The organism is Nostoc sp. (assembly GCF_036917395.1).
In the GTDB taxonomy this organism is placed as follows: Bacteria; Cyanobacteriota; Cyanobacteriia; order Cyanobacteriales; family Nostocaceae; genus Nostoc.
Genome location: NZ_JBALDI010000047.1, coordinates 24,978 through 37,809, shown reverse-complemented (window position 1 = coordinate 37,809; position 12,832 = coordinate 24,978). Strand labels below are relative to the sequence as shown.

10 protein-coding genes and 3 pseudogenes are annotated in these 12,832 nt (G+C 43.6%); 8 read left to right on the top strand and 5 right to left on the bottom strand.

Translation table 11 applies throughout. The annotated features are described in order from the left end of the window. Positions 1–37: 37 nt before the first annotated feature. Entirely contained in the window at positions 38–235 is a 198-nt protein-coding gene (locus V7K46_RS16645; protein WP_335114963.1) for an antitoxin, read from the top strand. A gap of 151 nt (positions 236–386) precedes the next feature. Next, positions 387–563 carry a hypothetical protein gene (locus V7K46_RS16640; RefSeq protein WP_334721672.1) on the top strand — a complete coding sequence of 59 codons (177 nt, stop codon included), beginning with the start codon at positions 387–389 and terminating at the stop codon, positions 561–563. A 245-nt stretch (positions 564–808) separates the two neighbouring features. Here V7K46_RS16640 and V7K46_RS16635 read toward each other — a convergent pair whose 3' ends face one another. Further along, complete coding sequence (locus V7K46_RS16635) at positions 809–1,483, bottom strand: cold shock and DUF1294 domain-containing protein (protein WP_335114960.1); 675 nt, start codon at positions 1,481–1,483, stop codon at positions 809–811. Positions 1,484–1,618: 135 nt separating this feature from the next. Between V7K46_RS16635 and V7K46_RS16630 the strand changes: the two genes are divergently transcribed. Then, positions 1,619–2,353 carry a DUF1995 family protein gene (locus tag V7K46_RS16630; protein WP_335114958.1) on the top strand — a complete coding sequence of 245 codons (735 nt, stop codon included), beginning with the start codon at positions 1,619–1,621 and terminating at the stop codon, positions 2,351–2,353. Between the two features lie 252 nt (positions 2,354–2,605). On the opposite strand, the gene V7K46_RS16625 is transcribed toward V7K46_RS16630, so the two are convergent. Next, positions 2,606–5,626: a zinc-dependent metalloprotease gene (locus V7K46_RS16625; RefSeq protein WP_335114956.1), complete on the bottom strand. Its 3,021-nt coding sequence runs from the start codon at positions 5,624–5,626 to the stop codon at positions 2,606–2,608. Between the two features lie 532 nt (positions 5,627–6,158). On the opposite strand from V7K46_RS16625, the gene V7K46_RS16620 reads away from it, so the two are divergent. Both V7K46_RS16620 and V7K46_RS16615 read left to right on the top strand, forming a co-directional pair. After that, positions 6,159–7,928 carry a pentapeptide repeat-containing protein gene (locus tag V7K46_RS16620; protein ID WP_335114952.1) on the top strand — a complete coding sequence of 590 codons (1,770 nt, stop codon included), beginning with the start codon at positions 6,159–6,161 and terminating at the stop codon, positions 7,926–7,928. A gap of 27 nt (positions 7,929–7,955) precedes the next feature. Then, complete coding sequence (locus tag V7K46_RS16615) at positions 7,956–8,375, top strand: hypothetical protein (protein ID WP_335114950.1); 420 nt, start codon at positions 7,956–7,958, stop codon at positions 8,373–8,375. On the opposite strand, the gene V7K46_RS16610 is transcribed toward V7K46_RS16615, so the two are convergent. Both V7K46_RS16610 and V7K46_RS16605 read right to left on the bottom strand, forming a co-directional pair. Next, a complete protein-coding gene (locus V7K46_RS16610; RefSeq protein WP_335114948.1) occupies positions 8,354–8,773 on the bottom strand; it encodes a GNAT family N-acetyltransferase in 420 nt (139 codons plus the stop codon). The genes V7K46_RS16615 and V7K46_RS16610 overlap by 22 nt on opposite strands. Positions 8,774–8,783: 10 nt before the next feature. After that, complete coding sequence (locus V7K46_RS16605) at positions 8,784–9,275, bottom strand: OsmC family protein (RefSeq protein WP_335114946.1); 492 nt, start codon at positions 9,273–9,275, stop codon at positions 8,784–8,786. On the opposite strand from V7K46_RS16605, the gene V7K46_RS16600 reads away from it, so the two are divergent. Then, on the top strand, positions 9,261–9,716 hold the full coding sequence (locus tag V7K46_RS16600) for a hypothetical protein (protein ID WP_335114944.1): 456 nt from the start codon (positions 9,261–9,263) through the stop codon (positions 9,714–9,716). The genes V7K46_RS16605 and V7K46_RS16600 overlap by 15 nt on opposite strands. Positions 9,717–9,752: 36 nt before the next feature. Further along, positions 9,753–12,437: pseudogene (locus V7K46_RS16595) on the top strand (NACHT domain-containing protein); the annotation flags it as partial. On the opposite strand, the pseudogene V7K46_RS32080 reads toward V7K46_RS16595, so the two are convergent. Beyond that, positions 12,386–12,505, bottom strand: a pseudogene (locus tag V7K46_RS32080) (hypothetical protein); the annotation flags it as partial. The pseudogenes V7K46_RS16595 and V7K46_RS32080 sit on opposite strands and share 52 nt — an antisense overlap. Between V7K46_RS32080 and V7K46_RS32075 the strand changes: the two are divergent. Then, positions 12,462–12,683 (top strand): annotated as a pseudogene (locus V7K46_RS32075) (pentapeptide repeat-containing protein); the annotation flags it as partial. The pseudogenes V7K46_RS32080 and V7K46_RS32075 overlap by 44 nt on opposite strands. Positions 12,684–12,832 lie beyond the last annotated feature (149 nt).

Genomic DNA, 12,832 nt, shown 5'->3' with positions numbered 1-12,832 from the left:
GACCATAAATATTAGCTAATTTCAGGACAATAACACCATGAACACTGCCAAACTCACCACTGATGGCACTCACCAAATCGTTATTTTGCCCGAAGACTTTCAACTGACTGGTACTGAAGTTTATATCAAAAAAATTGGTAACGCCATTGTCCTCATTGCTAAAGATAACCCCTGGCAATCCCTCATCGATAGTCTAGACAATTTCTCCGATGACTTCATGAATTATAGAGATTAGCCGCTCCTTGACACCAGAGAGAATTCATACATCTAATCAGCAACGCCGCCGAAAGTGTTAAACGAGTCTTTTCCCAAAAGGTAAGATTTTGAGTCATAAAGGAGTTCAACCATGACTTATTTTCATTACTTTTGATTAAGGCTTTTCTTGAATGAGTAAAACTATCATTGGAATTGGGATGTTTATTGGCTCTACGATTGGCAGCTACATCCCTGCATTGTGGGGTGGAAGTTTGCTATCGTTCACCTCGATCCTCTTGGGCGTCATTGGTGGCTTTGTGGGGATTTGGCTTGGGTATCGCGTATCAAAATATCTAGGTTTTATCTGATATTGCGCTGTATCTCACTGTTGCTGAAAGCTTTAAACGAGTCTTTTACTAACAGGTAAAATTTTGAGTGTGTCTTATATGCGATGTCTACGACAGGCTACGCCTACGCACTTCTGCAATTGGGATGTGAAGTATTTTTGTGTTTACTCCTATGAACTTTTCTCCTCAACTTCAATAGCAGATATAAAAATGGGCAAGCAGTCAGCGAATCTCAACTGAGCAGTTTGTTTTGCAAGGGATCTCTGCTACCCTTTAAAAACAATGCCCAGAAATAAACCCACCAGTCTTTTCCCAAAGAAAAGCCAATCCAACCAAAATATAATATGAATAGCTACTATTACCCAAAATACAACTTGGTATGAAACCTTGCTACTTTTGTGACGTAATCTTCGTTGGGCGATAAATCCCCCCAACCATCCACCCATGAATTCACACAAATGTAATGTCTTTTCTGGTACTCTCCAACGCCCCTGCTTTGCACGAGATTTATCATCCGCATACAGTGCAAAAGTAAGAAAACTCATTACAGGATAGAGAATCAGAGGAATTGGGTTAAAAGTTGTCAATGCAAAATGCATTGCTCCTAAACCTGGTAATAAAGATAAGAGCAATACCTCAAACATTAAAGAAGATTTTGCTTTAAGCTGGAATGTTTCTTTCTTGATTGCGGACGATGAGGCTCTCAGCAGAGGTTTAGATACAATTCCCTCAATGAAGGCGTTACAAGCATGAATTCTGCCGTCTTTATCAACCGTTAGCTGATAGCAAATCACATCACCAACTTGTGGATGATGATTTGTTTCTTTGAGTGCAGTGATATGAAGAAAAACGTCTTGAGTGCCATCACTGGAGCGGATGAAGCCAAAACCCTTGTCATCCTTCCATGTTGTTAATTTACCTTTACGCAAAACAGGTTTCATCAAAGACCTTGATATCAATACTTCATTTTTATGCTTCCCATATCAAGAGCAAATGATTCATATTCAAATTTAGCAACGCCAAAATCAGAGCTAATACTGAAACAATGGAAGTAATGCTAGAGTGACATATAAACTATGAGTGAACTTCCAAATACTCTTGAAGATGCGATCGCCCAATCTCAGACAGCCGTCCAAGCTGCCCTTGCAGATGGTTGTACTCGCATCCAAGTTGAGTTCCTGTTCCCAGAACTCAAGTTTATGCCCGTGGCGGAACAATTTCTGCCCGTGTTTACAGAATATGATTCCCGTTTGAAGATTTTCTTTGCTGACGCTGGTGCTGCGGCCCTAGCCCGCCGCAATTGGGCTGATGCACCATTTCAAATTTTGGATATTGGTACAGGTAGGGCTGCTTCTTTGCAGACAAAAATTCAACCAGAGGATGAAATTTTCTTATTCATTGCCCCCACTTCCGTAGAAGTGCCGCAGTTGGAAAAGTTATCTGAAGTAATAGGCGATCGCCCTTTAGTCTTGTTGAATCCCCGCCTAGAAGATTCTGGAACTGTGGGCATTGGTTATACAGCTAGAAAAATCCGCGATCGTTTTATCAGTACCATTGAATCCGCCTATTACCTCCGCCCCGTAGACGATGAAAGCGCCCTACGTCGCTGCTACCCAGGACAGTGGGAAGTTTGGCTGGAAACCGGCGGTGAATATCAAAGAATTGCCGAATTACCCACAAAACCATCGGGTGATGAGTTGGATCTCATCCTCATGAAGGGACAACCGCAAACAACAACAGACGCTGCACCTGCGAAAAAGCCCAGTGTGTTTAAGAGTTTGCAACGGTTTTTAAAGGCGTTGAGTAGTTAGGAGAAAAGCGAAGCAATCCCAGTCTTGACGAGATTGCTTCGCTCGTAATGACCAATCATCGCTGCTTACAGCAATTTTCACAAGCGTGAAACACACATAATTGTAGGGGCACAATATATTCTGCCCCTACACGTGTAGTCTATTCAATTGAAAACTGCTGTAAGTCCTATCTAAATTTATTTTGCCAAAATCATGGGAGAAGAGGAGTTAGGAATTTTACTATTAACTTCTAACTCCTAACTCCTAACTTTTTTAATTTCCTTGCAACGGCGCATTCAAGACTTTCTCAATGCGATCGCGCGTTTCTAGTAAATGCGCTTTGGTGTATTCATCCTCGGAATTAACCCCCTTGAGTTTCTCGTCAAGCTGTTTTAGTTTATACCAAGCTAGTGTGCGGGCATCTTCTGGAACAGATACTTTTCGCAACACCATACCAGTCAAAATATCCAGGTATTGCCGCTGCAAGCCTCGCCGCAAACTAGAAATCTTCATTGGTTTACCTTTTGGTTTGATTACTTCTGTCCAGATACCTGACTGCAAAGTGTCAAATAGTTCCGGTAGAGTCAATGCATTTTCGGACTTCGTTTTCAGTTCAATATCCTTGAGGCGAGAGAGGCGATCGCCTGAGAGTAAATCTCGCAACACAGAACCTTGAATGAGTTGCACCAAGTCATGAATTGGAAAATCCAAACGACCAACTTGGGGAGAAGCACCCCAATGTCGCCAACGGGAAGGTGCTAATTTATTCAGTAGTTCTGGTGAAAAACTCAGGGCATCTTCTGCAAACACGTACTTTTGCAGCGTTTCTAAAGCCTGCCGTTGTTCTTCAACTGGTATTGGTTCAAATGGTAATCGGTGTTGGCTAACTCCAGAGGGGATTTCGCTAGGGTGAATGCGATAGAAAGACTGTCCGCCGATATATTTTGTCGTGTAAAATATTTGCTGGAAATAGTTACCCAATACTGTGCTAAAACGTTCGCTCACATCGCTGTAACTATCACCAGCCATTGGGTAACGCTGATCGAGACGTTCCCACATCACCCGCGAATTATTCAACTGCCACTGAGAATAAAGCAGTACATTGCTACTGTTATCCCAAGCATCAGCAGTTGGGTCAAGGTCATACACATCTTCATCTGTGGAATAACTCAACTCTGGCTTGTAGGATTGTGCAGCAATTTGCTCCAAAATTGGCTTTTGAGCTATGGGAGTTGATGTTTGAATTGGTATGTAGCCGTACTTAATCGCCCATTCATCATAAGGCCCCACCATGCTAGGAAAATAATCTCCCTGTTTTGTACCTTGAGGAGCAATATTTGGGGGAATATAGTCCATTACGGAACTTGTCAGACCTTTAGTTTTGGTAATTTCCGTATTATTCATCTCCTGTGGTGCTAGCAGGGTACTACCACGGAAGTTATGGCGTAAACCAAGAGTATGTCCAACTTCGTGAGCGATGATTAAACGTAAATATTGATTGATATATTCTTTCACCTGGTCTGGAGTGGCCATGGTATCTGGCAATAGTGACATTGCCAGTGAACCAAAGGCAAACTGGTTAGCAGCTTCCATCCCGTAGCATAAATCGTATTCGCCTGCCATTTTCGATAAACTACTCAACAACCCCTGTTGCCCTTGCATCTGCTGAGGGACACCATTGTTTTTGGCATCTAAACCATTGGCGCAAAGTAGACGATTTTGCATCAAAGCTGATAAAGTAGTCTGATTTTGTGTTTGGCTAGGTTGGACGATTTTGCGATACTCATTCTTGAGTACCCGCACAAAGCTGGCATCTACGAGAATGTCTGCATCCAAAATTTCCCCAGTCAATGGGTTAACGCGGGATGGCCCCATTGCAAAATAACCATCGACTGTGTTAATCCAGCGAATCGTGTTGTAACGAATATCTGCTGGGTCCCATGTGGCATCATCGGGCATTTGGCGGACTTCAATTGCATCTTTGAATCCCGCCTTGAGAAAGGCTTTGTTCCACATCAGGACGCCTTCTTTCATCGCATCGCGGTATTCTAAAGGCACAGCGTTATCAATCCAGAAGACAATCGGTTTTTTCGGGCGAGAAATTACTGCTTTTGGGTCTTGTTTTTCTAAGTTCCAGCGATTGATGTAGCGGACAAAAGAATCGCCGCGATCGTCTTTGGATAAATCTTGGTAGGCAGTGATAAAATAGCCGATGCGATCGTCAGCAAGGCGCGGTCGATAATCTTTATCAGGTAGTAGGGAGAGACTATAGTGGACGCGCAGGGTAAAGCCACGGTTGTCAGGTAGTGACGCAAAGCTTGGTAGTTCAGTCTCGTGGCCAGCGCCACCAGAGAAATTCAAAACTGACTCAATTTCTAAGTTTTGGGGAAAAGCTTTAGCAGTACCAAAATAGGACTGGTCTGTGATAGCCGGGACTCCTAAACTTGCAGATAATCCACCTAAGTCTGTGAGTAATAAATCGCCCAAGTCGATGAGAAGAGTTTTGCGTTGTGGATGAATACTTTTTATGGAAACGGTGTAAAGAACAGAGTCACTAAACGATCGCACCAGCGATCGCACTTGAGGATCTCCTTCACGAGTGCGAAAATTGACATTGCGGATGACAAAGTTTAATTTATCATCCACCCGTTGGAAATAAAACAAAAAATCTTGCAAAGGCATACCGCTGTAAATACCCCGTTCGCCAATCCCTGATTCCAGGGTTGCTGTAGCTAGGTAATTTTTATTGAGTTGCTCTGGCTTAATTTCTAGATAAATTTTATTCTTTTCTTTATTGCGATAAAGGGTAAACAGTCCCCCTGACTTTTGGGTGCCTTTGATTACTTCAGCAAACGCCTCTAAATCATCCTTTGCTGGTGGTTTGGCACTAGGATTAGGCTTTGAATTCGGTTTCTCTGGGGGTTTTGCAACTTGCAAAAATGGTTGCTGTGCTGCTTTTTTAAGGTCTTTTACTACCCAAATAAACGGTTGAGGCTGTACGTGTTTATTTTGATTAACTACCCAAACTTGCCCTGACGGTAGCCTCTGTTTCTGGGAAATATTGATATTCTTTGGCGATAAGGCTGAGACTTTAGTTGAAGAAGTTTCCGTGGTTAACTGACTATTAGACTTCTCTCCACCTCTGGCTGTAACGACGGCTTCTAAAACCCGCACAGGCTTATGGTTGGCTGACAATTCTGTATCAACATTTACAGATGGTGACTTGGCGCTAGCCGTTACTATTCCTAAAAACAAACCATGTAACAAAATCATATAAAAGGTTAATCTGTTCATCGCATCAATCCCCCGATAACTATACCGTAGTTAATTTTTAACTTTTCCAAAGCTATGTAGCCAGCTTTTTACCGATTCTCTCAGTTGCTTTATATCAAGCAGTAAACTTTAGACTTCAATTTTAGTTGCAATTTTTCAGCCTTGTTACACTGTTATCCTGGAGGATTTTTCATAACAATTGCATCTCTCACAAACAGGAAGTATTATTTTTAGATCAGACTAATAAATATTGGGGAAAAAAATCTAATAAATTAACCAAATTTGGGAAAATAGTTGATTTTTGAAAGAATTTTTCCGATGATCCTTTATTTGCATCAGGAGAAGAAGTTTGAGGTTACTTCGGGTTAGCGATAAGCCGCCCTCCAGGAACGCCGTCAGTGTAGCCCATCGTAGATATCGCCAACGCATGAGATTTTTCGTGTAGTATTTATTGATACTATTAATTTTTAGCAATGAAAAGCAAACTAGCACAGAAAAATTTTTAGTTCAGGATTATCAAAATAGTAATTTAAATGTAACAACGGACACAGAAATGTCAACATATTTATCTCAAGTCTGGCAACTGCTGAGAAATTATGTGAGGGATATAAGTTTACAAGAGATGCCAAAGACCACATCTGTGGAAACCGAAGCAGTTTTACCTCTAGAAAAAAGCATTAAAAAACCAGACAAAAGCGTTAAATTTGCTCAAGATAATTTGCAGTCAGATTTATGCTTTCAAAGACTCCAAGAAAGCTTAAAAAAATGGACAATATCAAAGAGCGGTTTGACTTCTAAGATAGGTGATCAGACATCGGGCACGCTACCATCAGAGTTCTGTTTGAGAGTAGGCGATCGCCAGATGCATGAAGAGATTTATGATTTACTGGGCAATGGAGCGCTGAAACCAGAAATAGTCAACGAACTCATGGAATTACTAGTGACAGGTAAAAAAATTCGCCTAGAACTACTTTTCTGGCGGCTAGAAGATTTTTATCGTCGCTGGTGTCAGGGAGAATTTATCGATGGGACACCAGATGATAACCTGCCTCAAAAAACAAGATTAAAGTTGGCGGCACAAAATATTGCTCTTGGGCTGAGACAGGTAGATATATATACAGGGCTGAACGTACTGATTTTACTGTTAGAGTTACATCGTTACGCCCAACAGCAAGATGAACTCAAACAAAAAATCACCTTCTATCCATCTACTCAACCAGACACAGACAATTTTTTCACATCCCAACTGCTGCGGATCATCAACTATAGCGATGCCTTGGAAATTGGTAATTTTAGCAGTATAGTTGGGCAATTCCTCAAAGGCGGCAACTTTCGCAGTGCTTACCTGGGCGATGCCAACCTGACTGGGGCAGACTTTAGGGGTGCTGACCTCAGCCGTGCTTATCTGGGTGATGCCAACTTAACTGGGGTAAACTTCAGCGGTGCCAATCTTAGCGGTGCTAACCTCGGTGATGCCAATCTCAGCAGTGCCAACCTCACTGGTGCTAACCTCAGTGGTACCGACCTCAGCAGCACCAACCTCAGCGGTGCTAACCTTAGCTGTGCCAACCTTAGCCGCGCCGACCTCAACCGCGCCGACCTCAGCAGCACCAACCTCAGCCGCGCCGACCTCAGCCACGCCGACCTCAACCGCGCTGACCTCAGCAGCACCAACCTTAGCCATGCTGACCTCAGCAACGCCATCCTTTTCGGTGCGAATCTAAGTGAAGCCAACCTTAGCAGCACTAACCTTAACCATGCCGACCTCTGTCGCGCCGACCTCAGTGGTGCTGATTTGAGTCACGCCATCCTCAACGGTACTAACCTGAGTGACACAATTCTTTTCAGTACCAACCTCAGCGACGCCATCCTTGTTGCCGCAGACCTTAGCTACGCTAAACTTAACGGTGCCAAGCTTAACAATGCCAAACTCAACGGTGCAATGTTCTTAGGCGCAGACCTCAGCGGTGTAGACCTGAGTCGGGTAACTCTCAACGACGCCGACCTCAGTGGGGTAATTCTCAGCGACGCCGACCTCAGTGGTGCCGACCTCACCGACGCTATCCTTTTGGGCACAGACTTCAGCTATGCCAACCTTAACAGTGCTAACCTCAGTGGCAGTAACCTCAGTGGTGCTATCCTCAACAGCGCGGATCTCAGCCACAGTAACCTCAGTTATGCCATTCTCGGCGGTGCTGACCTCAGCGACGCCAATATGGAAAAAATGACCTGGGGTAAAAAGCAGCAGTGGGAAGATGTGCGGGGATTAGAGAAAGCAGTTAATGTGCCGGAGGCGTTGAAAGAAGAACTGGGATTGAATTGAGATGAGGGGAAAGGTAAAACCCAAGCTTTGAACACCACCTTTCGAGTTCCGAACACCACCTTTCGAGTTCTGAACACCAACTTTCGAGTTCTGAACATCAACTTCCGAGTTCTGAATACCAGCTTCCGAGTTCCGAACATCAACTTCCGAGTTCTGAACACCAACTTCCGAGTTCCGAACATCAACTTTCGAGTTCCGAACATCAACTTCCGAGTTCTGAACACCAACTTCCGAGTTCCGAACATCAACTTTCGAGTTCCGAACATCAACTTCCGAGTTCCGAACACCATCTATGGATATCTCAGCTTGAATGATCAACTCAGAAATAGCAAATGTCTAATTATTAGCACGATACGATCGCCTTTTCTCTTCCTCTATGTCCTCTGCGCTTCCGTAGTAGCCTGCGGCAAACCGCTGCGCGTCGTTCAAAGCAGCTTTCGCCAGTAGGTTGCAGACTCTTCATAGCCCAATGCCTTGTAGAAGTTCCCTGCCCGACGTGTAGCCAATGCCACAAGCTTGGCATCTCGATCAGTAGCCCAAGCTTCAAAGCTTTGCATCAGTGATCTGCCAATCCCCATTTTTCGGTAGTCTGCGTCAACCATAATTTCCTCTACCCAAGCCACCCGCCCGTTTGCATAGAACGTGTAATGGTCAAAGCCAAGAATATAACCCACAATATCTTTGTCTACCTCAGCTACAGCGAGGTAGCCTGACGGCGAAGACAAGAGTTCTGAAAATGCGACACGAAAAGCCTTCGGGTCAACGACGAACGATGTCGCCAAGGTTTTGGCCAGAACTAGTAACGCTTCAGCATCTCTTGCTTGTGCTACACGGATAATCGTCATTTTCAATAATTCAGTTAGGTTGTGTACCAGCCTCAAATGATGGTTCACAACGTACAGGGAAGTTCATTGAGTTGGCAATAAAACACAGGTGATGCGCCTTTTCATGTAACTGTTTAGCGATCGCTGGATCTTTACAGTCTTTCACTGTTACAACTGGCTTAAGAATCACTTCAGCGAATTTTCCGCCACTATCGTCAGTCTCAATCATTTTGCCAACTGGGTGATCAACATAGCTAGTAACAACAAGCTGCACCTCAGCACACAAATGTAAATACCAAAGCATATGACAAGTAGACAGCGATGCAACTAGTAATTCTTCTGGATTGTACTTAGTTCTGTCTCCACGAAAAGCAGAATCAGAGGAACCGAAAATTAGGGGTTTACCTACAACTGAAATCTCATGCGATCGCTCATAAGCTTTATAATCAACAGTTCCCTGTCCAGTATTTCCAGTCCACGTTACTTCAACTTGGTAAAAGTGTGTTTTGTGTTCTGTTGCCAAGATTTTTCTCCTTTAGTGGGTGACAGTTTCCATCGTACATACAGCAACTACAAATCAAACTTTCAAGTTCTGAACACCAACTTCCGAGTTCTGAACATCAACTTTCGAGTTCCGAACACCACCTTCCGAGTTCTGAACACCACTTTTCAAGTTCCGAACACCAACTTCCGAGTTCCGAACACCAACTTCCGAGTTCCGAACACCACCTTTCGAGTTCCAAACACCAACTTCCGAGTTCTGAACACCACCTTCCGAGTTCCGAACACCATCTTCCGAGTTTCAATCTCAAAAGACGAGTATATTAGCTTGAATGATCAACTCAGAAACAGCAAACATCTAATTATTAACTCAATGCGATCGCCTCTTCTCTTCCTCCGTGTCCTCTGCGCCTCTGCGGTTCGTCATTCTTCCTACACCCATCAACCCCAAATTTTACACTAGACTCTAAATAAGCAGTAATTATACGAGTCTGAGCGAATGAACAAGCGTTTATCGCAAACCTGGCAGAAGTTTCGGCAATCCTTCTCAGTAGAAGAGACTGTAAACGCCACAGTTGAGACTGGTAAAGCAGTTTTAGAAGCCGCAAAAACCCTTAAAGAACAAGGTGCCAGCGTAAAACTCTTGAAACCTCTGTTACAAAATTCATCTTCACTGCTAGATGTGTTGTGTTTACCCTTAGCGCAGGTAGTGGGTGCGGGTTTGCCATTCGTGCCACTTGGAATAGCCTTGCTGAAGTATTCCCGCGACATAACTAAGCAAGATATTTCTCTAGAAGACTGCGTATTTATAGTTAGTCAAGCTGCTTATTTGGAAAGTGTCAAAGAAATTTTATCCTTAGACCCATCTATTAACTCGGATGATGACCCCAATATTAATAAAGCGCTAACCAAACAACTACAAAAACTCAATAATATTGAATTAGATTATGAAAGTGCAAGCAATGCTGTAGCCTGTTTCCACGAATCAGAATTAGCGAAAGCATTTAATCAAGTATTATTGGCACGGTTAGCAGCAGCAAACATCCCCAACGCTAATGCTAAGATTTTGACGCAACGAGTAGCTTGGAATACTCACCGCTATATCATTAAAGCCTGGATAGAATCAGGCGATGCTATCAAAAATATAATTCAACCTTCCTTTGGAGACTGGCAGAAAGAACAGCAAAAGTTCTCTAGCATTGATGAATACCTAAAAACTCATATTGCTAGCAAGCCTTTAGACTTAGTTTTTGACGAAAGTTTCTCATTTAAAGATATTTACGTACCTTTAAAAGCCAAACCTGTAGATAAAAATGGGGACATAGATAAAAAAGCCGACTCATTAGAATTAGAAACATGGGCTAAGGAAATTCTCCTAAATCCAAATAACCTAGAACAAGTGATGTTTGTTCAAGGAGGCCCAGGAAGGGGCAAAAGTGTCTTCTGTCGGATGTTTTCTGATTGGGTACGGCAGCATTTGCATCCCATTTGGACACCAATTTTGATTCGGTTACGGGATCTAGACTCCTTTGAATCGCGTTTAGAAAACACTTTAGAAGCAGAACTTAAAATTGGTTTTATTCAAAGCGATAAAAACTGGTTGACGAATAAAAACACCCGTTTCTTGTTTATCCTTGATGGGTTTGATGAATTGCATATTGAGGCTAGAACCAACGTCAATGTAGAAGCATTTATCAAACAAGTCTCTGGATTTCAGGATGAGTGCAAAAATTACCGCGACATGGGACATCGGGTATTAATCACTGGTAGGTCGATGTCTTTACAAGGTATCCCTTACTTGCCCCGCAATTTAGAGCGGGTGGAAATTGTCGAAATGGATGGACAACTCCAACAAAAATGGTTAGATAAGTGGGAAGAATTAGCAGCTCCTAAAGGAAAAACCGCAGCCTTTGGGCAGTTTTTACAAAGTGATAAATGTCCATCTGAGGTGAAAAATTTAGCCCAAGAGCCGCTCTTACTTTATTTGTTAGCGGCAATGTATCGAGATGGAAAATTGGCAATTGATAAATTAGAGCAAGCAAGCCATAGCACAGCAAAAATTGTAATTTACCAGGAGGCTTTAAACTGGGTACTGACAAAACAGCGTTCTCAAACGGATGGGACTAATTTAAATATTGAGTTAACCCAACAAAAACCCGAAGATTTAAAACGTATTCTCACAGAAGCGGCTGTTTGTGTTGTGCAGTCGGGAGGCGAATTTGCTTCCATGTCAATGTTAGAGCTACGTTTACAAGACGACGAAACAGCAAAAGCCTTAATTGAAAAAGCTAAAGAAAAATTAGGTAACGAAGCTCTCAAAACAGCTTTAGCTGCTTTTTACATTCGTCCTGCTGATAAACAAGAGGGTGGGGTTGAGTTTTTTCATAAGAGTTTTGGCGAATTTCTCTTTGCAGAACGCTTGAAAGCACGCCTGAAAGTTTGGACACAATACTACAAAGCAGAAGACGGAAAACAACTAGTTACTGCCGAAGCCCAAATGAATTGGGAAATTTATGATTTGCTGGGTTTTGGTAAACTCACACCAGAAATTGTGGAATACTTGATGGGGTTGCTGACTGAAAATCAAGATTTCCCTTGGGAGCAGTTATTTAAACGCTTAGAAAAGTTTTACGGTAAGTGGTGTAAAGGGAAATTTATTGACTCTGCGGAAGAGACTTTACCTCAGAAAAAGCTGCGACAGTTGCAAAAGTATGGAATTCAAGGGCTAGGTCAGCGTCAGGTAGATATTTATGCCGGGTTGAATGTGATCATTTTGCTCTTGGAGCTGCACCGTTATGCTAAAGGGCGAGATGACCTCAAACAAGAAATTGTCTTTTATCCATCTGGTCAAACAGAAGCAAATTTTATAACAACCCAACTACTTCGCATCATTAACTACAGTGAGTGCATTCAACTTAAAACTTTCAATAGTGTAGTCGGGCAATTCCTCAGGGACGCAGACCTCAGGGGCGCAGACCTCAGGGGCGCAGACCTCAGGGGCGCAGACCTCAGCCGCGCAGACCTCAGCGGCGCAGACCTCAGCCGCGCAGACCTCAGCGGCGCAAACCTCAGCAACGCAGACCTCAGCCGCGCAGACCTCATCGGCGCATACCTCATCGGCGCATACCTCAGCAGCGCAAACCTCAGCCGCGCAAACCTCAGCCGCGCAAACCTCAGCCGCGCAAACCTCAGGGGCGCATACCTCAGGGGCGCATACCTCAGGGGCGCAGACCTCAGCGGCGCAGACCTCAGCGGCGCAGACCTCAGCGGCGCAGACCTCAGCGGCGCAGACCTCAGCGGCGCAGACCTCAGCGATAAAGATTGGGGGGATATTCGCTGGGATAAAAATACAAAATGGGATGAAGTCAAAGGGCTGGATACAGCAAGGAATGTGCCAGAAGCCTTAAAACAACAGTTGGGGCTGAGTTGAGAAGAAGTGGGAGCAAAGGAGCAGGGGAGAATCACTATATAACTGTAATTGAACGTGAATTCGACGGCTCATATAGTGTCCGCCTAATTAACTCAATGAAAGAAAAGACCTCTCCCTGGTTTTACTACGCAAAACCGTCCCTCTCCGAT